The organism is Kitasatospora sp. NPDC087861 (assembly GCF_044742585.1).
Lineage (GTDB): Bacteria > Actinomycetota > Actinomycetes > Streptomycetales > Streptomycetaceae > Kitasatospora.
Genome location: NZ_JBIUUS010000018.1, coordinates 152,653 through 176,734, shown reverse-complemented (window position 1 = coordinate 176,734; position 24,082 = coordinate 152,653). Strand labels below are relative to the sequence as shown.

Sequence of the window (24,082 nt, the reverse complement as noted above, 5' to 3'; positions counted from 1 at the left end):
GGATGCACCGCGCCCTGATCGTCGCCCGGATGAAGCCGGAGGCCGCGCCGGACATCGCCGAGGTGTTCGCCGCGTCCGACCAGGGCGAACTGCCGCACCTGATCGGCGTCACCGGCCGCAGCCTGTTCCAGTTCGGCGACGTCTACCTGCACCTCATCGAGGCCGAGCGCCCGCCGGGCCCGGCCGTCGCCAAGGTCGTCGGCCACCCGGAGTTCCGGGCCGTCAGCGACCGGCTCACCGCCTTCGTCCAGGCCTACGACCCGGCCACCTGGCGCGAGCCGAAGGACGCGATGGCGCACGAGTTCTACCGCTGGGACCGCTGATCCCGCCCGCCCCGTCCCGCTCGTCCTGGGCCCGCCCCCGGCCATCCGCCGGGGGCGGGCCCACGCGTGTGCCCGGGCAGGGTCCGTCGTCCATCCCCCGCCTGCGCGCCTCCGGGCGGACGACGGGAGTCCGACGACGGGATTGCGACGGCGGACTTTAGACCGATTCACCCGGATCGCCGGGGCACTCGGGTGAAACACGCCCGGGACTCCACTCGAAGGGCTCACAGTCCGTACCGTCTCGACCACGCTCCGGTGGCAGCGGGCGCCGCGGTGGTTGACGGTGGATCAGGCGCACCTCCCGCGAGTTCCCTCGTCCGGCACCGTGCCGGCGGTCGCGGGACTGCGCATCGGAAGGATCATCCTCATGCGTTCTGCACGCACGCTGCTCGCCGGAGCGGCCGTCGCCGCCGTCCTGACCGTCGGCACCCCCATGGCCTTTGCCGACGGCTCCTCCTCCTCCGACTCGGGCAAGAACCTCACCTGGCAGGAGAAGCAGGACAAGGGCGACCGGGGCGACGAAGGCCGGGGCGGGGAAGGCCGAGGCGAAGGGAAGGGCTCCGACGGTCGCGGTCGGGGCGACGAAGGCCGAGGCGGGGAGGGCCGAGGCGGGGAGGGCCGAGGCGACGAGGGCCGGGGCGGGGAAGGCCGGGGCGGGGAAGGTCGAGGCGGCGAAGGCCGAGGCGACGAGGGCCGGGGCGGGGAAGGCCGGGGTGGCGAGGGTCGAGGCGGCGAAGGCCGGGGTGGCGAGGGCCGAGGCGGCGAAGGCCGGGGTGGCGAGGGCCGAGGCGGCGAAGGCCGGGGCGGGGAAGGCCGGGGCGAAAGCCCGCGCGGTGGCGTGCACACCGGCGGCGGCGGACTGGCGCTGTCCGGCGGCGGTCTCGCCTCCGGCGCGGTGCTGCTGCTCGGCGGGCTCGGGGCCGGCGCGTACGCGCTGCGCCGCGGCCGCCGTACCGTCGGCGCCGCGGTCTGACGCCTACCGTCGCCCCCACGCGTCTCCCCCTCCCGGGGGGAGGCGCACGGGGGCGGCGGACCGTTGCGACCCATATGCGAGTGGAGGAGAGGAGCGATGGGCGGTCCCGTCTCTGGTACGTCCCGGCTGCTGCGCACGGGTATGGGCGCAGCTGCGGTCGGTCTACTGCTGATCTACAACTCGGTGGACACCGCGCCGAGCGCCGACTCGGTGTCCGGTTCTGCGGCTCCCCCGGCGGCGGTCGCACCGGCCGTCGCGGTCCCGGCCGTCCCCGGACCGGCCGCACCGGCCGCCACGGCTGCCGCGCCCGCGGCGGCCGCCGCGCAGCCGAGCCCGACGGCCGCGGCTGCCGCACCCGCCGCACCCGCGGCACCTGCGGCACCCGCCGCACCCGCGGCGCCGGCGCTGAAGCCCGCCAAGCCGACCCGGCTGCGGATCCCGCAGATCGGTGTGAACGCGCCGTTCACCGAGCTGACGCTCAACCCGGCGGGCCAGCTCAACGCGCCGCCGCCGAACGACAAGAACCTGGTCGGTTGGTACCGGGACGGCGTCAGCCCGGGCGAGCGCGGCAGCGCGGTGGTCGCCGGCCACCTGGACACCACCAAGGGCCCGGCGGTGTTCGCGCTGCTGAGGCTGCTGCTGCCGGGCAACAAGGTGGAGGTGGCCCGCGAGGACGGCACGGTCGCGGTGTTCTCGGTGGACTCGGTGCAGACCTTCGCCAAGAACGCCTTCCCGGACCAGAAGGTGTACGGAAAGACACCCGACGCCCAGCTGCGGCTGATCACCTGCGGCGGCGCGTACGACAAGAAGCAGCGGGACTACGTGAACAACGTGGTGGTCTTCGCGCACCTGGAGTCCTCGCACAAGGCCTGACGGAGGACACGGACGACCGCCGGCCCCTGGAACTCGGGGGCCGGCGGTCGTTTCGGGTGGGGCTCGGTCGTTCGGGGTGGAGCCGGGGCTCAGCCGCGCACGGTGGCCTCGAAGGCGTGCAGGTAGGGGTTGACCAGGTGGACGCCCTCGACGTCCAGTCCGGCGTCCTCCATCAGCCGCACCATGCTCTCCTTGGAGTGCTTGGCACCGCCGACGTTGAGCAGCAGCATCAGGTCCATCGCGGTGGTGAAGCGCATCGACGGGCTGTCGTCGACCAGGTTCTCCACCACCACGACGCGGGCGCCGGGCCGGGCCGCGGCGACCACGTTGGCGAGGGTGCGACGGGTGCTCTCGTCGTCCCACTCCAGGATGTTCTTGATGATGTAGAGGTCGGCGCGGACCGGGATCTCCACCCGGCAGTCGCCGGGCACCAGCCGGGCGCGGGCGGAGAAGGCGCCGCCGTCCTGCAGCCGGGGTTCGGCGCCGGCGACCACCTTGGGCAGGTCGAGCAGGGTGCCGTGCAGCGCCGGGTGCTTCTCCAGCAGGCTGGCCAGCACGTGCCCCTGGCCACCGCCGATGTCCACCACCGAGTCGACCCCGGTGAGGTCCAGGTACTCGGCGAGGTCGTGCGCGGACTGCCGGCTGGAGGCGGTCATCGCCTTGTCGAAGACCTTCGCGGAGTCGCCCGCGTCGCTGTGCAGGTAGTCGAAGAACTCCTTGCCGAACAGGTCGGGGAACACGTTGCGGCCGGAGCGGACGGCCTCGTCCAGCTTGGGCCAGGCCTCCCAGGTCCACGGCTCGGTGCACCAGAGGGAGATGTAGCGCAGCGAGTTGGGGGCGTCCTCGCGCAGCAGGCGGGACATCTCGGTGTGCTCGAAGCGGTCGTCGGTGGTCTCGGCGAAGATGCCGTAGCAGGTGAGCGCGCGCATCAGGCGGCGCAGCGGGCGGGGCTCGGTGTCGAGGGCGGCGGCGAGGTCGGTGACGCTGGTCGGGGTGTCGCCGAGCGCGTCGGCCACGCCGAGCCGGGCGGCCGCGCGGACGGCGGCGGCGCAGGCGGCGCCGAAGACGAGCTCGCGCAGGCGCATCGCGGCCTGGGGACTGGGCGGTGCGGAGGTCATGGAAGGTCTTCCTTCTCGACGGGGGGTGCGGGCGAGAGGTGCGGACGAGCGGTCCGGGCGGGCGCGTACCGCGGGTTGGGGCCGGGGTTCGCGCCGGCGACTCAGCAGTGGCCGGACGGCTCGGACCGCGAGCAGGTGTTGCGGGAGAACGCGTTGTCGCCGCCGGTGTCGCGGTCGGCGATGTCGGCCGGGCTGTTGCCGCTCAACCTGTTGCCGGTGACGGTGTTGCGGGCGTTGGCGGCGCCGACGACGCTCTTGAAGAGGACGATGCCGCCGGAGAAGTCGGAGGTGCCGACGTTGTCGCGGACCTCGTTGTCGGTGACCCGGGCGTCCTCGACTCCGGTGAGCACGATGCCCGCGCCCTGGATCGCGCCCAGGCGCGGGTTGGCCGGGCAGAACAGGTTGTTGGCGACGACCCGGTTGTGCCGTACGTCGAGGTCCCCGGCCCGGGGCACGCCCTCGTCGCCGACCACGAAGACGCCGCCGCAGTTGCCGCGGATCTCGTTGCCCTGGACGGCCAGCCCGCGCAGCCGGCGGACGGTGACGCCGATCCGGTTCCCGGTCAGCTCGTTGCCCTCCACGAGGGTGCCCCCGGTGTCGGGCGCGCCGCCCTCGCGGTAGGCGTAGTTGGCGAGGAACACCCCGGACTGGCCGTTGCCGGTCGACCGGTTGCCGACGATCACGGCCCGGGTGGAGATCTCCTGGCTGATGCCCTGCTGGGCGTTGTCGTGGACGTAGGTGGCGCGCACGGTCAGCCCGGTGGTGCCGCTGGCGTCGATGCCGTTCCTGCGGAAGCCGGTGACGGCGAGGGCCTCGACCGTGACGTCCGGCAGCGGGGCCGCCTCGGTGCCGTCCACGCAGATGCCGTGCCCGGCGGTGGCGCAGGCGTTCTCGGTGCCGGCCCCTGGGGTGATCACGGTGTCCCGGCCGGCGCCGCGCAGGGTGAGGCCGGGGGTGGTGATGCGGACGCTGCCGGGGTAGGTGCCGGCGAGCAGTCGGACGGTGTCGCCCGGGTGGGCGGCGTCGACGGCCCGCTGAATCGATTCGCCCGGCCGGACGACGTGCAGGAAGCCGACGGCATGGGCCGCGGGCGCGGCGGCCAGGGTGGCGAGGAGGGTGGTCAGGGCGGTGGCGGCCGCGGTGGCCGCGGCGAGGTGGTGGACCCGTCGCGTGGGCATGAGTGGTGACCTGTCTTTCCGGCGCGCTCGCGGGTGTGCGGCCGGGGCCTGCCGGGCGGCGCGCTAGGTACGCGGTGTGTTCTGGAACGGCGGTTCTCACGCGGTGTGCGTGCTTGGTGACGGCCGGTGGGTGTGGCCGAGTCGACGCTATGGGCCGCCGGGTGGGCCCGCCACCAGGGCTGGGCTGCGGGACTGACGAGGCGTCGGCCGGTGGTGCGACGGCCCGGCGTGGCGCGGGCCGCCCGGCGCCGACGACACGCCCGACCGCGCCGGGCGGGCGGGGCTCGGGTCGCGGGCCGGGCCGCCCGCCGACGCCGCCCCGCGGCGTGGCATGCTCGGGGCCATGACCACCGCACCCGCAGCGCCCCTCGGCACCCTCCGCAACCCGGTCGGCGCCCACGTCCCGGTGGCCGCCCGGGGGCTGGCCGGAACGGGTCTGGCGTACGCGCGGCGGGTCGGCGCCGAGACGGTGCAGGTGTTCGTGGCCAACCCGCGCGGCTGGGCCACTCCCCCGGGCAACCCGGCGCAGGACGAGGAGTTCCGGACGGCCTGCGCCGAGCAGGGCCTCCCCGCCTGGGTGCACGCGCCGTACCTGATCAACTTCGGCTCGGACAACCCGGCCACTCGCGAGCGCTCGGCCGACTCGCTGCGGCACTCGCTGCGCCGCGGCCACGCGATCGGCGCGCTGGGCGTCGTCCTGCACACCGGTTCGGCGGTCGGTGCGGCGCCCGGCGGCGGCTCCCGGCGGGCCGAGGCGATGGCGCAGGTGCGGGCCGACGTGCGGCCGCTGCTGGACGAGCTGGACGCCCTCGGCGACGACGCGCCCTGGCTGCTGCTGGAGCCGACCGCCGGCCAGGGCAGCTCGCTCTGTTCCCGGATGGAGGAGCTCGCCGAGTACGTCGAGGCGCTGGACGGGCACCCCCGGGTCGGCGTCTGCCTGGACACCTGCCACGCCTTCGCCGCCGGGCACGACCTGGCCGCGCCGGGCGGGGTGACGGCCGCGCTCGACGCGCTGGCGTCGGCGGCCGGCCCGGGCCGGCTGCGGCTGATCCACGCCAACGACTCCGAGGACGTCGTCGGCGCGCGCAAGGACCGGCACGCCAACATCGGCGCCGGCATGATCGGCGCGGAACCGTTCCGCGAGCTGTTCGAACACCCGGAGACGGTCGGCGTCCCCCTGCTGGTGGAGACCCCGGACCGCAAGCACGGCGGGGACGGCACCGGGCACGCGATGGACATCGCCGTGCTGAAGGAGCTGCGCGAGCGCGCCGCCGTCCGCGCCTGACCGCTAGGGTCTCTCGGCAAACCCCCGCCTGCGTGGCGACGCCGGGGCACATTCCCGTCCCCCCACCGCGCCCGGTGGACAGCAGCGAGCCCGGGGGCCCACAGCGGCCCCCGGGCTCGAAGCTCGGATGATCAGCCCTCGCTGTGCTCGTGGTAGTTGAACCAGTGGGCGTGCGGGCCGAACAGGCCGACACCCGCCGAACCCGACTCCAGGCCCTGCCCGGAGGACGGCACCGGCGCGTGGCCGAACGCCATGGCCGAGGTCGGCACCGCCACCACGGCGGCACCCGTCACGGCCACGATCACCGCGAGCTTGCGGATCTTCCCACGAAGCGACATCTACTGTCCCCTAGTTCGTCTGTGGTCCTCAACCAGCGCCCCCGAACGGTCACTTCGACCGTCCGGCGGACGCAACGACGCCCCCACCGGGGAGGCGCCGGGCCAAGGTTTGCACACGAACACGCACCTTCCGCGGCGCGGCGCAACCGGGCTGAGGTATCCGGGTGACGGCACCCCTCGTCCGGGTGAACGCCTTCGGACACCCGGCCGCACTCCGCGCGGTCGGGTCGAACCGCCGCAGGACGAGTGCCCGTCCCGCCACCGTGGGACCGCAAGTCTTGCGGTGACATGCCAGGTCGGCTGAACAAATCCCATCGATTTGGTGCAAGGTACCGCCTGGTTTGAGCATGAACAGTCGCTCCACCGAGCGCGAGCAGGACCACGAAAGGCGCACCACCCTCATGCAGACCAGCCCGGCCGCACCCCGGCAGGCGACCCGCCCCAACCCGCCGGACACCCCGGAAACGGTCACCCCGGACGCCGCCACCCCGACACCCCGCCGGGGCGGACGCTTCGGCCTGCCGACCGCCACCGCCCTGGTGATGGGCAACATCATCGGCGGCGGCATCTTCATGATCCCCGCCGCGGTGGCCCCCTACGGGACGGTCAGCCTGGTCTCCTTCGCCGTCCTGACCGTGGGCGCGATCGCGCTCGCGCTCATCTTCGGGCAGCTCGCGCGCCGCAACCCGCGCACCGGCGGGCCCTACGTCTACGCCCGGGAGGCCTTCGGGGACTTCGCCGGATTCCTGTCGGCCTGGTCGTACTGGATCACCACCTGGGTCAGCAACGCCGCGCTCGCGGTCGCCGCCGTCGGCTACCTCGACGTGCTGCTGCCCGTCGGCCACTCCATCGGGCTCAGCATCGCCGCCGCGCTCACCTTCCAGTGGCTGCCCGCGCTGGCGAACCTGGCCGGCACCCGCTACGTCGGCGTCGTCCAACTCGTCTCCACCGTCCTCAAGTTCATCCCGCTGCTGCTGGTCGCGGTGGGCGGTCTCGGCTTCTTCGACGCGAAGAACCTCGGCCCCTTCGACGCCACCGGCCACGGCTGGGCCGGCGGGATGACGGCGGCCGCGGCGATCCTGCTGTTCAGCTACCTGGGCGTGGAGTCGGCCGCGATGAGCGCCGGCCAGGTCCGCGACCCGGAGCGCAACGTCGGGCGGGCCAGCGTGCTCGGCACGGCCGGCGCGGCGGTGGTCTACCTGCTGGGCACACTCGCGGTCTTCGGCACCGTCGCCCACGAGCAGCTGATCCACTCCACCGCGCCGTTCTCGGACGCCGTGGACGCCATGTTCGGCGGCTCGTGGGGCGGCACGGCCATCGCCGTCGCCGCGCTCGTCTCGATGACCGGCGCGCTCAACGGCTGGACGCTGCTGGCCGCCCAGGCACCGTACGCGGCCGCGAAGGACGGACTGTTCCCGGCCGCCTTCGCCAAGGAGCGGCGAGGGGTCCCGGTGTTCGGCGTCGTGGCCAGTGTCGCGCTGGCCTCGGTGCTGACCGTCCTCAACTTCGCCACCGGCGCCAAGGGCGCCTTCGACATCCTGGTGCTGGTCACCACCTTCACCGCGACCGTCCCGTACCTGCTCTCCACCGCCGCCCAGCTGTACTGGCTGGTCCGCGGCGAGTCCGGCAAGGTGGCCGGCGGCCGGCTCGCCCGGGACGCGGCACTGGGCCTCGGCGCCTTCGGCTTCTCCCTCTGGCTGGTCGCCGGCGCGGGCTACGCGGCCGTCTACCAGGGCGTGCTGTTCCTGTTCGCCGGAATCCTGGTCTACGTCTGGATGGCCGCCCGCCGCCCGGCCTGACGCTCGCCGCCCGACACCGCCCCGCTCCGCCAGCCCGCCCGCTCGCCCGCCCGCCCGGGGAAGCCGAGTAGATAGGCAGGCAACCTGCTAATATTTTTGACAGGTGGCCTGCCTATCTCCGCCGGGATCTCCCCAGCAGGCCCGCCTCCCGCAGAGGTCCCGGAGGAAGGAGCCGCACCGTGTCGACAGCCGGAGACACCAGCACCTCGCGGCAGGCGTCCGCGATCGGCACGCCCACCGGTGACGCCTTCGGCCCCCGCTTCACCGCTCCGCTCTACCTGGGGGTCGCGCTCAACCCGGTCAACAGCTCGCTCATCGCGACGGCGCTGGTCCCGCTCGCCGCCTCCCTGCACATCGCCGTCGGCGACACCGCGATCCTGATATCCAGCCTCTACCTCACCAGCGCGCTGGCCCAGCCAGCCGCCGGGCGGCTCGCCGAGGTGTTCGGGCCCCGCCGGGTCTTCCTCACCGGCATCGCGCTGGTCTTCGCGGCCGGCCTGGTGGGCTCGCTCGCCCACTCCCTGCCGGCGCTGATCGCCGCCCGGGTGCTGATCGGCGCGGGCACCTCGGCGGGCTACCCCGCGGCGATGCTGCTGATCCGCCGCCGCGCCCAGAACGCCGGGTACCAGACCCCGCCACGCCGGGTGCTCGGCGGCCTGGCCGTCACGGGATCGGCGACCGTGGCCGTCGGCCCGGCCATCGGCGGCCTACTGGTCGGGTGGCTCGGCTGGCAGACCGCCTTCTGGATCAACATCCCGGTCGCGGCGGTGGCCCTCGCGCTGGCCCTGATCGGGATCGCCCCCGACCCCGACCCGGTCGGACCCCTCGCACCGCGCGCCCTGACCCGCCGCCTCGACCTGCCCGGCATGCTGGGGTTCGGCGCCATGCTCACCGCCGTGGTGGTCCTCCTCTCCTCGCTGCCGCACCCGAACTGGCCCGCGCTCGCCGCCGCCCTGGCGCTCGCCGCGGCCCTGGTCGGCTGGGAACTGCGCGCCGCCCACCCCTTCCTGGACGTCCGGCTGCTCGCCACCAACGGCGCCCTGACCCGCACCTACATCCGCAACGGCCTGACGCTGCTGGGCACGTACGTGATCCTGTACGGGCTCACCCAGTGGCTCGAAGCGGCCCGCGGACTGTCCGCCTACCAGGCAGGACTGGCGCTGCTGCCGATGGGCGTGCTGTCCGCGCTGATCGCCCGGGTGGTGTCGCGGCGGGCCGGCGTCCGGATGCCGCTGGTCGCCTGCGCGGTGCTGCTGCTGGTCGGCGCGGTGTCCGTGCTCTTCGTCGGCAGCGGCACCCCGATCGCCGCGGTCGTCGCCGCGAGCGCCGTGTTCGGCCTGACCTCCGGCGCCGGGTCGGTCGCCAACCAGACCGTCCTCTACCAGGAGGCCCCGGCCGCCACGGTCGGCACCGCGTCCGGGCTGCTGCGCACCTTCGGCTACCTCGGGTCGATCGCCTCCGCGGCGATCACCGGCGCCGCCTTCCACCAGCACGTGGACGACAGCGGCCTGCACCAGATCGCCTGGGCGCTGGTCCCGATCGCCGTCGTCGTCCTCGTCCTGACCGTCTGCGACCGCCGGTTGGCCACCGCCGACCGGCGGGACGCTGACTGACCTCGTCAACCGCCGCCCGGACCGGGACCGGCACCGATCCAGAGAGAGTTGCCCACCGACATGACCACCGACCAGACCACCGACCAGACCGCCGACCAGACCGCCGGCCGCACCGCCGCACCGGGCTTCACCGCCGCTGCCGCCATCGACCCGGCCCGCACCGCACTGCTGCTGATGGACTTCCAGCCCGCCGTACTGGCCGTCGTCCCCGACCCGGAGGGCCTGCTGGCCCGCGCGGGCGAGGCACTGGCCTGGGCCCGCGCCCACGGCGCCCAGGTCGTCTTCGTCCGGGTCGCGCTCACCGAGGCGGACGCCGCCGCGGTGCCCGCCCGCAACAAGACCTTCGCCCAGGTCGCTGCGGCCGGGTACCTCGCCGACGGCAGCCCGGCCACGGTGCCGCACGCCTCGCTGGAGATCCGGAAGGAGGACCTGTCCGTACGCAAGTTCCGGTTCAGTGCCTTCGCCAGCGACACCGATCTGCGGGCCGAGCTGCGCGCCCGGGGCGTGGACACCCTGGTCCTGGCCGGGCTCTCCACCAGCGGCGTGGTCCTGAGCACCCTCCGGGAGGCGGCCGACGCGGACTACCGGCTGTTCCTGCTGGCCGACGCCGTCGCCGACCCCGACCCCGAGGTGCACCGGGTGCTCGTCGAGAAGGTCTTCCCGCGCCAGGCCGAGATCGTCACCACCGCGGACCTCGACACGCTGACCTCTGCGGTCAGCACCGACTAACGGTCGGAGTCCGCCAGCCGGTTCATGATCTCCGCGGCGCGGTGGAGCGTCCTGCGCTCCTCGGCCCGGAGCGTGGCGCGCATGGCCTCCGACAGCCAGGCCTCGCGCGCCGCCGGGATCCGCTCGCACAGGACCCGGCCGGCCCGGGTCGCGCTGACCAGGGTCTTGCGGCCGTCGTCGGGGTCCTTGGCGGTGGTGACCAGCCCGCCCTCGCGCAGCGCGGCCAGCGTCTCCGCCATCGACTGGCGCCGCACGTGCTCGGCCTGGGCGAGCTCGCTCGCGGTCGTCGGACCGTCCTGGACGATCCGGTGCAGGGTGGTCAGGTGCGACCAGTTCCAGGGCAGGTCGTCGATCGGGGCCTCGGTGCGCAGCCGCGCCCGCAGCCGTGTCATGGCCCGCATCAGCTCGACGGCGGTGGCCTCGGGCGAAACCGGTTCACTACTCACCGGGCCAGCATAGGACAGGGTCCACGCGCCCTGACCAGGGATGGAGCCGGGGCGGTGGCCCGCCGGGCCCGGGACGACGTTCTCCACGCCGCCGACGCCCTGACCATCCGTCGGCTGATCACCCGCCAGCCACACACCAGCGGAACCGCCAGACCAACACGTCCACACCACAACCGCGCCCCGACTCGTAGCGCGGCCGAGCCGGTGCCATCAGCCTGAGCAGTGGTCAGCGGTCCGTTCTTAAGGACCTCTTAGGAGTGCTCCGTATCACTGGGTCATGCACACCGGTACTCATACGTCATCCCTCGCGGGCCCGGCCCGCCGGCACGTTCCGCGCGCCGTCGTCGTCCTCGCCGTGTCCACCGCGCTGCTGTCCGCAACCGTGGCGAGCGCCACCGGCGGCCCCGCCTCGCAGGTGCGGATCCACGGCGGGCGCGTCGACGTGCCCGTACGCGGCGGCACCGCCAGCATCGACGCCGCCACGCTGCGGGCCGAGGCCCGGACCGAGGACGGGCAGGTGATCCTGCTCTCCGCGCCGGCCGCCCAGGGGCTGGGCAAGGCGAGCGACCCGGTCCGGACGGCGGACGGCGCCGGCTGGTCGTATCCGGAGAAGGGCCTGCGGGCCGAAGCGCGCGCCGATCACGGCCGGTTGCTGGTCACCCTCACCGCCACCGGCGGCGACACCTCGGTGCGGTGGCCGGTGACCGCCACCGATCCGGCCGCCGCCGCGATCCAGTTCCCGCGCGGCGAGGGGCTGTCCGTTCCCGTCGACGACCCGTTCTGGAACTCCTCCGACGGAGCGCTGGTCGGCGAAGAGCAGGAGCTGAGCTCGCAGCTGTCCATGCCGATCTGGGGCTACACAATGCGCCCCGGCCGGGCCGGCGTCGGCTACATCGTCCCCACCGACATCGGCACGTCGCTGACGTTCGCCTCCCAGGACGGGCGGCTGCGGGCCACGGCCGAGCACGGGTTCGCCGCCGGGAACGGCACCGGCGCGTACACCGTGGCCTTCTCCCTGACCGACGGCTCCCCGGTGGCCCCGGCCGTGGACTACCGCAACTGGCTCGCGGAGCACGGGCAGCTCGGCAGTCTGAGCGAGAAGATCAAGCAGAACCCGCAGACCGCGAAGCTGCTCGGCGCCTTCCACGCCTACGCCTGGGGTGGCGCCCGCCGGCCCGCCTACCTCGACCGGCTCAAGGAACTGGGCGTCTCCCGGCTCTGGCTCGGCTACGACTCGGACGACTCCCCGATGACGGGCGAGGACGTCAAGGCCGCCGAGGCCGCCGGCTATCTGGTCGGGCCGTACGACTCCTTCGCCAACGGCCAGCAGAAGACGGACGATTCGTCCCCCAACACCGTCTGGCCGGACGACGTCTACCCCCGGTTCTGCGTACTCGGGGCCGACGAAACGCCGCAACCCGGCTTCCACAAGAAGGGCTGCTACCTCAGCTCGCAGGCGTTCGAGCAGGCCGAGCCGCAGCAGCACTACCTGGCCGACCGCACCCGCTCGCTGGTCGCCAACGGGGCCGACAGCTACTTCCTCGACGTGGACGCGGCGGGCGAGCTCTTCCGGGACTTCGCCCCCGGCCACCCGATGACCATGGACGAGGACCGTGCCAACCGGCTCGCCCGGATGCGGCGCCTGACGGACGGCTCGTACGACGCGTCGACGCGCCGGACCGCCCCGCTGGTCCTGGGCTCGGAGTCCGCCGGCTCCTGGGCCAACGAGGTGCTGGCCTTCGACCACGGCTCGGGCACCCCGGTGGACGGGCGGCTGTGGGCGATGGAGAGCGGACACTTCGACAGCGGGCCGCAGGACCCCAAGGACGACGGCGCCTGGGGCGGCTACACCCCGGACCAGGCCGCCGCCACCTTCTTCAAGCCGGTGCGGACCACGGACTTCAAGCCCGGGCACCAGGCCCAGGTGGCCGCCGCCCTGAAGGCGATGTACGACCCGCGGTACCGGGTGCCGCTGTACGAGACGGCGCTGCACGGTTCGCTGGTCAACGTCGAACGCTGGGAGTTGCCCTTCGGCAAACTGCCGGAGCAGAAGACCACGCGCGCGCTGCTGGCGATGCTCTACAACACCCCGCTCAACTTCGTGCTCAGCGACAAGGACCCGCGCGACGGGCAGAACCTGCGGGAACTGGCCTCCCTGCAGCAGTACTTCGCCCCGCTGCACCAGGCGGCCGGCACCCGGCCGCTGACCTCCTTCCGCTGGCTGAGCGACGACCACCTGGTGCAGCGGACCGTCTTCGGCGACGGCACGCTGACCGTCACCGCCAACTTCGGCACCACGGTCCACGACGGCCTGCCGGGCGGCTGCGTGGACGCCACCCTGCGCGGGCGGCCGGGCACCCAGCGGCTCTGCCCGGGTGACGTGGTCTCCTGAACCGTTCCGACGGGCGGTCGGGCCGGCGGGTGGTGTGGGCCACGGGCGGCCGCGCGGTCGCCCGTGGCCCGGGAGCCCCGGCCGGGCGGAGCTCATCGCGGACGGCACGGCCACGGATCCCGGCTTGGCCGTACCTCCTGGTCCTGCCGGGCGTGGCTCGGCAGGACGCCGCCGTTCAGCAGCAACCCCACTGCGGGGTGGGCGCGCTGGCCGGGCTCGCGAAGGCCCGGCCGGCGGGTGCGGGCGGGTGGACGGTCGTCCCCGCCTTGATCGTCTCGACGACCTCGATGTCGCGGATCGCCTCCGGGTCGACGGTCAGCGGATCGGCGCTGAGGATCACCAGGTCCGCGAGCTTGCCGACCTCGATGCTGCCCTTGCGGTCCTGCTCGCCGTACTGGTGGGCGGCGTTGAGGGTGATCGCGCGGACCGCCTCCAGGGCCGACACCCGCTGCTCCGGCCCGAGGACGACCTCGTCGGTGCGGGTGCGCCGGGTCACCTGGCTGGACAGCACGGCGATCGAGTTCGGCAACGCCACCGGCGCGTCGTGGTGCGAGGTGTAGCGCAGGCCCCGGTCGAGCGCCCAGCGGGCGGGGGAGATGACGGCGGCCCGCTGCTCGCCGAGGACGGTCCTGCGGTACCAGTCGCCCCAGTAGTAGGTGTGCATGGAGAAGAAGGACGGCACGATCCCCAGCCGGGCGAACGCCTCGACCTGGTCCTCGCGGGCGGTCTGCGCGTGGATGGCCACGGTCGGCCGCCGGCTTGGCCCGGCCGCCTCGACCGCCCCGAGGAACTGGTCGATCGCCGCGTCGCCGTTGACGTGCGCCAGTACCTGCCAGCCCCGCTCGACCGCCGTGCCGACCTGCTTGGCCACCACCGCGTCGTCCGGCTCCGCCGGGTACCCGCAGTAGTCCTCGGGCTTCCCGGTCGGCGGCGTCAGGTACGGCTCGGTGAGCCACGCCGTGCGCCCCTGCGGCGAGCCGTCCAGGACCAGTTTCACCCCGGCCGCGCGGACGCCGTCCACGTACTCGTCGCTCACCCCGATCGGGTCGTCCAGTGCGGAGGACGTCGCCTCGCCGGCCTTCACGTACGCGACCACGTCGATCCCGAACGGCACGGCGGCGGCCGTGTCCCGCAGCGCCTTGAGGTTGGCGAGGGTGGTGCCGCCCTCCTGGACGGTGGTGAAGCCGAAGCTCGCCGCCGCGGCCGCGCCGGTGACGAACAGCATCAGCAGCTCCCGTTCCGGCAGCCCCGCGAGCGCCAGGTCCGAGGCCGGGGTGAACGCCTTCTCCTCCAGCACCCCGTCGGGCTCCCCGTACGCGGGTGGGACGGCGAGTTCGCGCCGTCGGATCACCCCGCCCTCGGGATCGGGTGTGGCGGCCGAGTAGCCGAGCCGCTTCAGGCCGAGGCTGTTCACCGCGCCGAGGTGGAAGGACTGGTGGATGGCGAGCACCGGGCGGTCCGTGGACACCTCGTCGAGGTCCTCGCGGGTGGGGTGGCGGCCCTCGGCGAGCATCGCGTCGTCGTACCCGAACCCGACGATCCACTCGGAGTCCGTGCCCACCGGGCTCGCGGCCCAGGCCCGCAGCTTGTCCTTCAGCGAGCCGAGGTCGGTGACGTCGCCGTCCGGGGCGGCCAGCAGGTTGGCGATGACGGCCTGGAGGCCGATGCCGCCGAGGTGCCCGTGCGCGTCGACGAACCCGGGCAGGAGGGCGCGGCCCTCGAGGTCCCGCACGACGGTGTGCGGGCCGCCCCACTGGTCCAGCGCCTCCTGCCGGGGGCCGACGAAGACGATCGTGCCGTCCTTGACGGCCACGGCCTCGGGCCGGGCGTCGCCGTCGGCGCTCTCGGCGACGGTGACGATCGCGCCGCCGTGGAGGATGAGGTCGGCCTGCTGGGCCATGCGGGTCTCCCGTGGGTAGGGGGTTGACACCCCGCTCCTACCCATCGTGATCGCGGTATCACCTCTTGTGGTCGACCTGTCGGCGCTGCGCCGCCGCGCCAGGCGGCGGTGCGGCCGGCCGTCGCCGGCCTGGACGCCGACCTGGTCGACCGCGTCCACGCCGTCGCCACCGCCACCGCCACCGCCACCGCCACCGCCTAATGGGACCGGCTACGGCCCATCTCCGGCGACAGCGACCAGGCCCAGGCCGTCAAGGTCATCGCCCGCGCCCACCAGACCGGTCGGCTGGTACCAGCTGCCCGGAGGCGTCGAACACGTCATCCCGCAGCACAGCACCCTGGCGGGGACGGTCGGCCGGATCCTCACGGACACCGCCCTCACCCCACCCGGCTGGACACCCCGGCCCTGACACCGAGGTCCCGGTCGCCCTACTGGCCGGGACCTCGATCAGAGGCCTTCTCGGCACGGGTACCACCACCGCTGGGCATCCGGCAGCGGGACCATCAGGATCCGTCGCCCTTGAAGCTCTGAAGTCGGGTACCCGACCGAGGATCCGAGCGGGCTCGCCGGATCAGGAGACGCGCTTCAGCTGCCAGGCGTTGTTGTTGAAGCTCGGGTTCGACCAGGCGACGCAGCTGCTGCTGTAGTACGAGCCGGTCTGGACCCAGCCCGCAGGCGGGTAGGTCGAGGAGCAGGCCTGGACCACGGTGCCGACGGGCAGTCCGGTGAGCTGCTTTATCTGCTTGATGTTCGGGCTGAAGCTCTGCGTGCCGCAGCTGCTGCTGTAACCCCAACTCACATCGACGTAGCCGGTCGGGGTGAGAACGCTTCCGCACGAGGTCGTGACGTCACCCGGGGCGGCCTGGGCGGGCGCGGCGGTCAGGGCGAACATCGCTGCGGCACCGGCGATGGCCATACAGGTGGTACGAAGGCGAATCATGGATGGTGGCTCCTTCTGATCGCGGGTGGCCGGTCAGGCCGTGAAGCCATTCCTACGGCTTGATCACCGGTTTCGGATAGCGACTTTCAGGCCTAAAGATCAAGGCCATGAAGTCAAGGCTGCATGGTGGTCGGCAAGGGTCCTTGATCTGTCATCGAATGCGAGATCACCATCGCCACCGCCACCGGACGCTCCAGCGGCGTCTGCCGCCTGGCCACCGCCCTCCTCGACCACCGCCGTCACCCCGCGTTCGAGCTGGTCAGGCCCCGCGAACCGTTCCGCCCGATCGAAGGTGATCGCCGAGCAGTCACGCGGACCCACGAAGAGGCAGAGCGCCTTGAGCGTGGCGAGGGGGCCGGCCGGCCTCATCAGGTCGGTCGACCACGGCGGTCGGGCTTCGAATGGAGGTGTCCCGGTTGTTGGCGGTGCCGCGCTGGCCCAGGCTGGGGCGTGGCGGGGCATCGACGCGATTGCGGAGGCGCGAGTGTTCGACAGGAGCTTCGCGTTCCCGGTCGGTCTACTGGAGCCGACGGTCGGCGCTTCGGGTCGGGTCGCGGTGATCGGGGCGGGCGTGGCGGGCCTGGTCTGCGCGTACGAGCTTCAGCGCCGCGGCTGCGACGTCGTCCTGTTCGAGCGGTCGAACCGACCGGGTGGGCGAGTGCGTACGCATCACTTCTGGGACGGCACGCACGCTGACCTGGGAGCCATGCGCATCCCCTCCAACCACCACTGCGTCCTGCACTACGTGTCCGAGTTCGCCCTGGCGACCCGCCCCTTCGTCAACGTCAACCCGCTCGCCTACTACCACCTGCGTGGGCGCCGGGCCCGAGTGCGTGACGTGCGCGAACTGTTCACGGCGTTCTCCCTGCGCGCCGCCGAACAGGAGGCCCCGGCCCGCCTTCTCCACCGCCTCCTGGTGAGCGCCTGGCAGACGCTCACGGCGGGCCAGCAGCGGCGCCTGCTCGACGGCTGCTGGGACGATCCCGCACTCGAGCGGCTCGTCTCGGTGTCGCTGTGGCAGTTCGTCCGCGAGCACCTGTCGCAGGACGCCTGGGACCTGGTGGGCCATGCGAGCGGATTGGTCCACTACGAGCAGTCCTCCCTGATCGAGGTCCTGGTCGACTACTTCGGCTTGTTCCACGCCGGCCAGCTGGAGCTGGTCGACGGCATGGACGCCCTGGTGCGCGCCTTCGTCCACGAGCTGCTGCCGGGAACCCTGCGGCTGTCCACCCGCATCGACGAACTCGCGCTGACCGGCGACGGCGTGTTGGTCAAGGGGAAACGGCTGGACCACGTGCTGACCGAGCACGTCGACGTCGTCGTCTGCTGCGTCCCGGCGCCCGCGCTCGACCACGTCGCCTTCGTCCCGGGCCTGCCGCACGCCCAGCGCCACGCCATCCGCGGCATCAACTACGCCAGCAGCACCAAGACGCTCCTGCACCTCACCCGGCGCAGGTGGGAGCTGGACGACGGGATCTACGGCGGGGGCAGCTTCACGGACCTGCCGATCCAGCAGTGCTGGTACCCCTCCGACAACGCCCGCCTCCTTGAGGAGGCCCCGAACGGGGACGGCGCCGGCCGAGAGCGGTGGGTCGCCCGGGACCCCGGCAGGTCCCGGGAGCCCACGGTGCTCCTGGGGGCCTACCCGTGGGGAGCCAACGCGCGCAGGCTGGCCGCGCTGCCGGACGCCGACCGGGACCGGCTGGTGCTGGACTGCCTGGAACGGCTGCACCCCGGTATCCACGGCGACGTGGACGACATCGTGCACTGGAACTGGGACCAGCAGCTCGGCATGGGCGGCGCCTTCGCCCACCTCACGCCCGGCGAGCACACCCGCTACCTCACGGCGCTCGGCTCGCCCCACCCGGCCGGCGATCCCCGGATCTTCTTCGCCGGTGAACACCTGTCCGGTGCGCACGCGTGGTGCCAGGGCGCCATACAGTCGGCCTTGAACGCGGTGGGCCACGTACTCGAACGCGGGCGGCAGGCGCGGATCCCGGCCCGGGTGGAGTCCGAATGACCGGCACCGCCCGGGCCGGCGAACACCGGCCCGAGCCGTCCACGGCGACCGCCGGAGGGCTTGACCGCCACGCCCTCCGGTCGCTGCTCGCCCCGCCGGTCGGCGCGTGCGAGCGGGTCGGACTGGAGATCGAGAGCGGCCTGGTGGACCCGCGAACGGGCCTGGCCGCCCCCTACTCGGGCGAGCGGGGAGTGCGGGCGGTGCTGAAGGCGGTGCTCTCCCAGTGGGGCGGACAACCACTGGAGGACTCCGGCAACCTGACCGGCGTCCTCCTCGACGACGGTAGCCAGATCACGCTCGAACACGGTGGGCAGGTGGAGTACTCCTCCGCCCCGGCCATCGGCCTGGGAACAGCCGTCGACGAGATGCGAACCGTCATGGAGCGCCTTGCGGAACTCGCCGCCGACTTCGGCTGGGCCCTGCTGCCCGGAGCCGGCCTGCCCTTCGACGCCCCGGGCAGCATCGCCTGGGTGCCCATGCGCCGCGGCGCCCTCATGCGCGACTACTTCGCCCGCATCGGCGAGGCGGGCAGTCGGGCGCTGGAGATCATGTCGATGTCCCTGTCCACTCAGGTGCACCTGGACTACGTCTCGGTCGACGACTTCGCCCAGAAGCTGCGGATGCAGACGGTCGCGTCGCCGGTCATCGCCGCACTGCTCGTCAACTCGCCGCTCCAAGGCGGCCGGCCGAACCAACTGCTGTCCCACCGCTCCCATGCCTGGCTGCGGATGGATCCGCGTCGCTGCGGTGTCCTGCCGCCCGCCCTGCGGCCGGACGTGGACGCCGACGACGTCATCGACTGGGCCCTCGGGATCCCGATGATCTACTACCGCAGCGGGGACGGCCGGTTCCATCCGGCCCCCGACCGGCCGTTCGGCCTGCTCCTGGAGCGGGGCTTCGACGACGGCTCGGTCCCCTCGCTCGACCACTGGGCCTCGCACCTGTCGCAGATCTGGACGAACGTGCGGGTCCGCCGGACCCTGGAACTGCGCGAGGCGGACGGACCGCCCTACCAGCACATCCCGGCCGTCCCCGCGCTGTGGGTGGGCCTCACCTACCACGAGCCCTCGCGAACGGCGGCCTGGGACCTGCTCAGGCGCTACACGCTGCGCGACCACCGCGCCGCGATGGCGAGACTCCCGAGCACCGGGCTGCACACCACGCTCGATGGCGACCCCGTGCGCGAACTCGCCCACGAGCTGGTCCGGCTGGCCCGCGCGGGGCTGAGCGCACGGGTATCCGCGGGGCTGGAGCCCGCGAAGGTACTGGACTACCTCGACCCCCTCGACGAACTGCTCGACGGGGGAAGGACATTCGCCGAGCAGTGCCTGGACCGTTGGGACAAGGACCTGGCCCGCGACCCCGCCCGCTACGTCGCGGCCTTCCGGGTCTGAACCGCGTACCAGGCCGGAACCCGGCGACGCCCGGCCGCCTCGGCCGACCCCCCGTCATCGGCGCGGGAAGCTGAAGGCGTAGCCGTTGTCCTTGAGCCAGGGCAGGAGCCGTTCGAGCGCTTCGAGGGTCTGGGCCCGGTTCCCGCCGCCGTCGTGCAGCAGGACGGTGGGGCCGTTGCGGAGCTGCGCCTCGGCCGTCGCGACGATCTGGTCGGGGCCGGGGCGCTCGAAGTCGCGGGTGTCGACGTTCCAGCCGAGCGGGCGCATGCCGTGGGCCGCGGCGATCTGGCGGCTCTCGGGGGTGAACGCGCCGCCGGGGGCCCGGTAGTAGGGGACGGGGGCGCCACCGGTGGCGTCCTGGATCATCCGCAGGCCGTCGAGGATCTCCTGCTGCTGGTAGCCGACGTCCTTGTGGTCCATGGCGGTGTCGTGGCTGACGGTGTGGTCGCACAGGCGGTGGCCGGCGGCGACGACCTGCTTGGCGAGATCGGGGTGGGCCTGGGCGTTGGGGCCGAGCACGCAGAAGACGGCCCTGGCGCCGTTGCGGGCCAGGACGTCCAGGATCCTGGGCGTCCACTGGGGGTCGGGCCCGTCGTCGATGGTGAGGTTGACGGTCCGTCCCGGGTCCTCGGACTGGCGGGAGACGCTCATGTCGACGAGCGGCGCCGGGAGGTTCGGGTCCGGAGCGGTGGCGCTGGCCGGTGCGGCCGGGGAGCCGGCGAGCGCACCGAGCCCGTCGGGCGCCTTCAGCACGGTGCCGGCGGCGGCGAGCAGTGCCGCGGCCGCCGCGCCCGCCGTCACCACGCGCCGAGCGTCAGCACGGCACCTCGCCTCCCGTGGCCACGATTGCTCTCCAGACCTCATCCACGATCTGGCCGGTCCCTGTCTCCGGACGGCCCGCGGTGCGAAACCTGCAATTCCCTGGCAGTCAACTCTCTGACCTCCCTCGGCGACCCCGCCGGTATCGCAGCTACGGAGCAGCACTCTTCGTCGCAGGAGTCCTCGTCCGGGATGCCCCTCTCCCTGGAGGATGCTCCGGAGGAGACGCCGGTGTGGTGGCGGTGGTCGTAGGCTCGGGCAGCTGGGTGGGTGAGGGTGAGAGCGAGCAACTCGGCGACGGCGCCGCGGCGGGAGAGGAGACATCAGGGGTCGAGGTCGGTTGTACCGGCATCGACGTCGCCGGGTGCGAGCCGCCTCCGCCCCCGTTCGTCGAGGGGCCGAGGAGATTGCCCGCCACCTCGACCACGCCGCCGCAGGCGAGCAGCACCGCGGCCAGCACGGACAGCCCGGCGGAGGCCCGCAGCGCCCGGGGCGCCGTGGTACGCAGGTCGGTGTCCACGCTCAGTCCACGTATTCCTGGGCGACCTGGACGTACTCGAAGCCCTTGACGTCGGTGGCGATCTGCATCTGACCGGTTTGCGAGGAGGCGATCAGGGTGTTGAGCAGGCCGGTGATCGCCCCGCTCAGCGCCGACTCGGTGTCCGAACCGTCGGCGATGAACAGTGCCTTGGTCGCCACCTCCTTCAGCACGTCGCGCCTGGCGCCGCCGAAGCCGTAGGCGATCACGTGCGGGTGGCGCGGCCAGTTCCGGTCCACCAGCGTGCGGAAGGAGTCCCGCCACCTCGCGTCGGTCGGAGCGCCGTCGGTCAGGAAGAAGATCGCCGGCCGCAGCACGCTGTACTGCTGCGCCCGCAGGCTGCTGACGTCCTGTTCGATGCTCTGCCGCAACTGGTCGAAGGCCTTGCCGTACTCGGTGCCCCCGCCGCAGATCACTTCGGGCATGCTCGGGACCTGCTCCATGTCCGACATCGGGATCACCACGTGCACGTCGGTGGAGAAGGCGACCACGCTGACCCTGGCGAACTCCGAGACGCGCGGATTCGTCGCCAGGTTGTAGTGCAGACGCGAGAGGGTCGCGTTGAGCACTGCCTCGTGCGGTTTCATCGACGAGGAGGCGTCGATCACCACGTAGGTGGGCAGGCAGAGTGACATTGTGTGCACCTCTGAGCTAGTGGTTGGAGGCGATGATGACGACCAGGATCACGACGAAGGCGAGCACCCAGATCCACTTGGTGGACGAGCCGGTCGCGTCCTTCTGCTTCTCCTCGACCGTGCTGATGCGGGTGACGGTGGGGGACTCCGGGATCGCGTGCGGCGCGGGCTGCGGACGCAGCACCGGAGCCTGTACCGGAGGCAGTTGGGGCAGCGGCGTGCGTGTCGGACGCGGCACGGCCCTGAGGTAGGGCCCGTTGTTCAGCGCCTGGTTCAACTGGGCGGCCGCGGGCCGTCGTTCCCGGTCGGTCGCGAGCAGCATGTCCAGCAGGACCTCGGAGACGGCGGGCTGGTTCGGCCAGGGGGACGCGGCGACGCCGTGGAAGGTGCTCGCGTCGCGCCGGCCGGTCAGGCACTTGGCGACGAGCAGGGCGAGTCGGTAGCGGTCGGTGTACTGGTCCGCGTCGGAGCCCGGCGGCGTGAGCGGGTCGGCCCAGTTCGGCTGGTGGATGTCGGGCATCTTCTTCGGCTGGCAGCCGTCGACGTCGATCAGGTAGACGGAGCGCTGCTCCGGGCTCCAGAAGGCGTTGGAGAACGACCAGTCCGAGTAGACCAGGCCCAGGCCTTCCAGGATCGCGGCGAGCTCCGTCAGTTGGCGGCAGGCCGTCAGTCGGCCCTCGAAGCCGGGGCGCGGCAGGCCGACGCCCCGGATCGACTCGTCGGACTTCGCCAGCCAGTCGATCTCCAGGAACCGGCGCTCGCTGAACTTGCCGCGCCGCAGCTCGGAACGGTACTGCTCGGGCGCCATCGGGATCACGCACCCGACGGCCGGGTTGCCGGGCTCGTGGATCCGGGCCGCGGGCCAGCACGTCCCGGCGTACAGGGTCGCCCGCTCCGTCTCCGGCAGCGTGTCCGGAGCCGAGATCAGCAGGTCGATCCGGTGGCCGTCCTCCTGGTGCAGGCCGGGCCGGTAGAGCTTGGCCAGCCAGCCCGGATGGTCCGTCAGCGGCCGTACGGCGACGGCCTGGCCGTTGTGTTCGGAGATCGGCTCGGCGAGCGGTCCGAGATCGGCGAGGCCCACGGTCCTCGGCAACGCCCAGCCCCGCGGGTCCACCGCCGGGGCGCCGCCGCCGGCGACGGGATCGGAGTCGGTCATGTCCCGCTGCCGTTCCACACCACGACGGCGGTGCGGTCGTCGAGGCACTGCGGTGCGTCGAAGCCGACGTCGGCGGTGAACCGGGTGGCCGGGACCGGCGCGCGCCAGGCGTTGGCAAAGTACTCGTTGACGTTGCCCGCCGGGTCCGCCCACGCGTCGCCGATCCCGTCCGTGACCAGGGCGAGGGCGGCACCGGCCGCCAGGGTGACGTAACCGTCCACGGCCAGGTGCGGCGTGTCCGGCAGTCGGCCGGCGACCTCGTTCGAGACCACCGCGGCCGCGCGGTCCTTGGCTTCGCCGGCGGAGAACTGCCACAGCGGGACGCGCGGGTCGAGGGTCCAGGCCGAACTGTCACCGAGCCACCCGACCCATGCCCGCGCCACGCCGTTCGCGTCCGGCTCGGCGATCACCGCGGTGATCAGCACGGTGGCCAGGTGCGAGGTGCCGACGCCGCGTCCGGCCGCGTGCGCGGCGATCGCTTCCGCGATCCGCCCGTACAGCGCCTTGACGTCGAGCCGGTCGAAGCCGACCGTCTCGATCTGCTCGCGCAGCAGGGTGACGGCCTGGCTGGAGGCCGCGGTGGCCCCGACGTCGGACCAGGCCGCGCTGGACAGGCCGTCGGCCACGGCCACGATCGCGTACCGGCTGTCCGGGCTCCGCCCGATCCGGTAGGAGTCCTGTCGCGGCTCGGCGGGCTGGCCGCAGCGGTGGCCGGGCCCGACGACGGAGGCGGCGCGGATGGTGAGGGCACCGACCGTGGCTTCGTCGGCGGCGATGCCGTTCTGCACCGTGCGCTCCGGCAGCAGCCAGGGGTAGCCCTGTGCCCGCGCGCCTTCGCCGAAGCGGGGCACGCTCAGGTCGGTCGGCCTCTCGCGCAGGAACGGCCGGGGCCTGCCGGGCTGGGCCGTCGACACCGCCGGTGCCGCGACAAAGCGGCAGACCGGCGCCGTCGCGTCGGGCCGGGGCTCCCGTTCGGGCCGGTCCCGCTGCCGGGCGGGCGTCGCGGCGGCCTCGGACCCCAGTGCGGCCGCCGCGCCGACGACACCCACCGCCGCGAGGGCGAACGCGTCCACCAGCCAGCCGTAGTGCCGGTGCGGCGTGCCGACCTCGGCGAAGGCCCCGATGGCGACGGCTGCGAGCAGCCCCGCCCGCACCCAGCCGTCCGTCAGGCCGTCCCGCCGGCCGTCGCCCCCGCTCACGGCCGTTCCTCACGATCGCGGGACCTCGGCCCGGAGGCGAAGTGCTGGTCACCGTGCTGCACCGCGAACACCTCACCGGAACCGGTGGCGGAGTTGACCTGGACCACGACCTCCGGCCGTTGCGCGGTCCGCAGCGTCGCCAGAGCTATGACGTCCTGGGCGAGAGCCGGGTTCCGGTCGAGCAACTGGAACAGGGCCTCGGTCCAGAAGTCCACGGCCGCGGCGTCGACCGCTCCCCTCGTGGCGGTCGACCCCCGCTCCAGCGCGACGGACAGTTCCCTGCGGCGACTGCCGTGGGCCCGGGCGATGACGCCGCTCATCAGTCGCTTCGCCTCGTTCCACAGATCGGTGCCCATCGCGGACACCAGAGCGGTGGCTCCGCTCGCGGCCAGCTCGGCGAGTTCCTGGTTCATC

At 73.2% G+C, this 24,082-nt stretch carries 21 protein-coding genes; 10 read left to right on the top strand and 11 right to left on the bottom strand.

Annotated elements, in window-relative coordinates; translation table 11 throughout:
- Window positions 1–2: 2 nt before the first annotated feature.
- The 3 genes from ACIOJE_RS25245 (at window position 3) to ACIOJE_RS25235 (ending at window position 2,169) form a co-directional block, all read left to right on the top strand.
- Window positions 3–323, top strand: coding sequence for a TcmI family type II polyketide cyclase (locus ACIOJE_RS25245; protein ID WP_280686104.1), 321 nt, complete (start codon window positions 3–5; stop codon window positions 321–323).
- Window positions 324–690: 367 nt separating this feature from the next.
- The gene (locus ACIOJE_RS25240; RefSeq protein ID WP_400779020.1) at window positions 691–1,296 is read left to right on the top strand and encodes a hypothetical protein; all 606 of its coding nucleotides are present in this window, start codon (window positions 691–693) and stop codon (window positions 1,294–1,296) included.
- Between the two features lie 96 nt (window positions 1,297–1,392).
- Window positions 1,393–2,169: a class F sortase gene (locus ACIOJE_RS25235; protein WP_400779018.1), complete on the top strand. Its 777-nt coding sequence runs from the start codon at window positions 1,393–1,395 to the stop codon at window positions 2,167–2,169.
- An 89-nt stretch (window positions 2,170–2,258) separates the two neighbouring features.
- Here ACIOJE_RS25235 and ACIOJE_RS25230 read toward each other — a convergent pair whose 3' ends face one another.
- Complete coding sequence (locus ACIOJE_RS25230; protein ID WP_400779016.1) at window positions 2,259–3,287, bottom strand: methyltransferase; 1,029 nt, start codon at window positions 3,285–3,287, stop codon at window positions 2,259–2,261.
- Between the two features lie 101 nt (window positions 3,288–3,388).
- Entirely contained in the window at window positions 3,389–4,465 is a 1,077-nt protein-coding gene (locus ACIOJE_RS25225; protein ID WP_280686100.1) for a nitrous oxide reductase family maturation protein NosD, read from the bottom strand.
- Window positions 4,466–4,808: 343 nt separating this feature from the next.
- Between ACIOJE_RS25225 and ACIOJE_RS25220 the strand changes: the two genes are divergently transcribed.
- Window positions 4,809–5,750 carry a deoxyribonuclease IV gene (locus tag ACIOJE_RS25220; protein WP_280686099.1) on the top strand — a complete coding sequence of 314 codons (942 nt, stop codon included), beginning with the start codon at window positions 4,809–4,811 and terminating at the stop codon, window positions 5,748–5,750.
- Between the two features lie 131 nt (window positions 5,751–5,881).
- On the opposite strand, the gene ACIOJE_RS25215 is transcribed toward ACIOJE_RS25220, so the two are convergent.
- Window positions 5,882–6,088 carry a hypothetical protein gene (locus ACIOJE_RS25215; protein WP_280685603.1) on the bottom strand — a complete coding sequence of 69 codons (207 nt, stop codon included), beginning with the start codon at window positions 6,086–6,088 and terminating at the stop codon, window positions 5,882–5,884.
- Between the two features lie 401 nt (window positions 6,089–6,489).
- On the opposite strand from ACIOJE_RS25215, the gene ACIOJE_RS25210 reads away from it, so the two are divergent.
- The 3 genes from ACIOJE_RS25210 (at window position 6,490) to ACIOJE_RS25200 (ending at window position 10,229) form a co-directional block, all read left to right on the top strand.
- Window positions 6,490–7,887 (top strand): amino acid permease, encoded by a 1,398-nt coding sequence (locus ACIOJE_RS25210; RefSeq protein ID WP_400779050.1) that lies wholly within the window; start codon window positions 6,490–6,492, stop codon window positions 7,885–7,887.
- Between the two features lie 179 nt (window positions 7,888–8,066).
- The gene (locus tag ACIOJE_RS25205; RefSeq protein WP_400779013.1) at window positions 8,067–9,500 is read left to right on the top strand and encodes an MFS transporter; all 1,434 of its coding nucleotides are present in this window, start codon (window positions 8,067–8,069) and stop codon (window positions 9,498–9,500) included.
- A gap of 60 nt (window positions 9,501–9,560) precedes the next feature.
- Window positions 9,561–10,229, top strand: coding sequence for a cysteine hydrolase family protein (locus ACIOJE_RS25200; protein WP_400779011.1), 669 nt, complete (start codon window positions 9,561–9,563; stop codon window positions 10,227–10,229).
- On the opposite strand, the gene ACIOJE_RS25195 is transcribed toward ACIOJE_RS25200, so the two are convergent.
- The gene (locus tag ACIOJE_RS25195; RefSeq protein ID WP_400779010.1) at window positions 10,226–10,675 is read right to left on the bottom strand and encodes a MarR family winged helix-turn-helix transcriptional regulator; all 450 of its coding nucleotides are present in this window, start codon (window positions 10,673–10,675) and stop codon (window positions 10,226–10,228) included. The two genes, ACIOJE_RS25200 and ACIOJE_RS25195, sit on opposite strands and share 4 nt — an antisense overlap.
- Before the next feature lie 277 nt (window positions 10,676–10,952).
- Here ACIOJE_RS25195 and ACIOJE_RS25190 point away from each other — a divergent pair, with 277 nt between their 5' ends.
- Window positions 10,953–13,067, top strand: a complete 2,115-nt coding sequence (locus ACIOJE_RS25190; RefSeq protein WP_400779008.1) for a glycoside hydrolase — start codon at window positions 10,953–10,955, stop codon at window positions 13,065–13,067.
- Window positions 13,068–13,242: 175 nt separating this feature from the next.
- On the opposite strand, the gene ACIOJE_RS25185 is transcribed toward ACIOJE_RS25190, so the two are convergent.
- Window positions 13,243–14,967, bottom strand: a complete 1,725-nt coding sequence (locus tag ACIOJE_RS25185; RefSeq protein WP_400779006.1) for an amidohydrolase — start codon at window positions 14,965–14,967, stop codon at window positions 13,243–13,245.
- Between the two features lie 571 nt (window positions 14,968–15,538).
- The gene (locus ACIOJE_RS25180) at window positions 15,539–15,907 is read right to left on the bottom strand and encodes a hypothetical protein (protein ID WP_280685610.1); all 369 of its coding nucleotides are present in this window, start codon (window positions 15,905–15,907) and stop codon (window positions 15,539–15,541) included.
- Between the two features lie 484 nt (window positions 15,908–16,391).
- On the opposite strand from ACIOJE_RS25180, the gene ACIOJE_RS25175 reads away from it, so the two are divergent.
- Both ACIOJE_RS25175 and ACIOJE_RS25170 read left to right on the top strand, forming a co-directional pair.
- Window positions 16,392–17,927: a flavin monoamine oxidase family protein gene (locus ACIOJE_RS25175; RefSeq protein WP_400779003.1), complete on the top strand. Its 1,536-nt coding sequence runs from the start codon at window positions 16,392–16,394 to the stop codon at window positions 17,925–17,927.
- Window positions 17,924–19,321 carry a glutamate-cysteine ligase family protein gene (locus ACIOJE_RS25170; RefSeq protein ID WP_400779001.1) on the top strand — a complete coding sequence of 466 codons (1,398 nt, stop codon included), beginning with the start codon at window positions 17,924–17,926 and terminating at the stop codon, window positions 19,319–19,321. Before ACIOJE_RS25175 ends, ACIOJE_RS25170 begins: the two co-directional genes overlap by 4 nt.
- Before the next feature lie 54 nt (window positions 19,322–19,375).
- Here the strand turns inward: ACIOJE_RS25170 and ACIOJE_RS25165 are convergent, their stop codons facing one another.
- From ACIOJE_RS25165 to ACIOJE_RS25145, 5 genes are all read right to left on the bottom strand, one after another.
- On the bottom strand, window positions 19,376–20,125 hold the full coding sequence (locus ACIOJE_RS25165; RefSeq protein WP_400778999.1) for a polysaccharide deacetylase family protein: 750 nt from the start codon (window positions 20,123–20,125) through the stop codon (window positions 19,376–19,378).
- Between the two features lie 537 nt (window positions 20,126–20,662).
- Window positions 20,663–21,313, bottom strand: a complete 651-nt coding sequence (locus ACIOJE_RS25160; RefSeq protein WP_280685614.1) for a VWA domain-containing protein — start codon at window positions 21,311–21,313, stop codon at window positions 20,663–20,665.
- Window positions 21,314–21,329: 16 nt separating this feature from the next.
- Window positions 21,330–22,469 carry a hypothetical protein gene (locus ACIOJE_RS25155; RefSeq protein WP_280685616.1) on the bottom strand — a complete coding sequence of 380 codons (1,140 nt, stop codon included), beginning with the start codon at window positions 22,467–22,469 and terminating at the stop codon, window positions 21,330–21,332.
- On the bottom strand, window positions 22,466–23,668 hold the full coding sequence (locus ACIOJE_RS25150; RefSeq protein WP_400778996.1) for a protein phosphatase 2C domain-containing protein: 1,203 nt from the start codon (window positions 23,666–23,668) through the stop codon (window positions 22,466–22,468). The genes ACIOJE_RS25155 and ACIOJE_RS25150 overlap by 4 nt, the downstream gene beginning before the upstream one ends.
- Window positions 23,665–24,081, bottom strand: a complete 417-nt coding sequence (locus ACIOJE_RS25145) for a hypothetical protein (RefSeq protein ID WP_280685618.1) — start codon at window positions 24,079–24,081, stop codon at window positions 23,665–23,667. Before ACIOJE_RS25145 ends, ACIOJE_RS25150 begins: the two co-directional genes overlap by 4 nt.
- Between the last annotated feature and the right edge of the window lies 1 nt (window position 24,082).

Coding starts and splice junctions, on each gene's coding strand:
- ACIOJE_RS25220 (WP_280686099.1), top strand. CDS start 4,809: ATGACCACCGCACCCGCAGCGCCCCTCGGCACCCTCCGCAACCCGGTC.
- ACIOJE_RS25145 (WP_280685618.1), bottom strand. CDS start 24,081: ATGAACCAGGAACTCGCCGAGCTGGCCGCGAGCGGAGCCACCGCTCTG.
- ACIOJE_RS25225 (WP_280686100.1), bottom strand. CDS start 4,465: ATGCCCACGCGACGGGTCCACCACCTCGCCGCGGCCACCGCGGCCGCC.
- ACIOJE_RS25180 (WP_280685610.1), bottom strand. CDS start 15,907: ATGATTCGCCTTCGTACCACCTGTATGGCCATCGCCGGTGCCGCAGCG.
- ACIOJE_RS25245 (WP_280686104.1), top strand. CDS start 3: ATGCACCGCGCCCTGATCGTCGCCCGGATGAAGCCGGAGGCCGCGCCG.
- ACIOJE_RS25230 (WP_400779016.1), bottom strand. CDS start 3,287: ATGACCTCCGCACCGCCCAGTCCCCAGGCCGCGATGCGCCTGCGCGAG.
- ACIOJE_RS25155 (WP_280685616.1), bottom strand. CDS start 22,469: ATGACCGACTCCGATCCCGTCGCCGGCGGCGGCGCCCCGGCGGTGGAC.
- ACIOJE_RS25235 (WP_400779018.1), top strand. CDS start 1,393: ATGGGCGGTCCCGTCTCTGGTACGTCCCGGCTGCTGCGCACGGGTATG.
- ACIOJE_RS25185 (WP_400779006.1), bottom strand. CDS start 14,967: ATGGCCCAGCAGGCCGACCTCATCCTCCACGGCGGCGCGATCGTCACC.
- ACIOJE_RS25215 (WP_280685603.1), bottom strand. CDS start 6,088: ATGTCGCTTCGTGGGAAGATCCGCAAGCTCGCGGTGATCGTGGCCGTG.
- ACIOJE_RS25170 (WP_400779001.1), top strand. CDS start 17,924: ATGACCGGCACCGCCCGGGCCGGCGAACACCGGCCCGAGCCGTCCACG.
- ACIOJE_RS25190 (WP_400779008.1), top strand. CDS start 10,953: ATGCACACCGGTACTCATACGTCATCCCTCGCGGGCCCGGCCCGCCGG.
- ACIOJE_RS25240 (WP_400779020.1), top strand. CDS start 691: ATGCGTTCTGCACGCACGCTGCTCGCCGGAGCGGCCGTCGCCGCCGTC.
- ACIOJE_RS25200 (WP_400779011.1), top strand. CDS start 9,561: ATGACCACCGACCAGACCACCGACCAGACCGCCGACCAGACCGCCGGC.
- ACIOJE_RS25160 (WP_280685614.1), bottom strand. CDS start 21,313: ATGTCACTCTGCCTGCCCACCTACGTGGTGATCGACGCCTCCTCGTCG.
- ACIOJE_RS25210 (WP_400779050.1), top strand. CDS start 6,490: ATGCAGACCAGCCCGGCCGCACCCCGGCAGGCGACCCGCCCCAACCCG.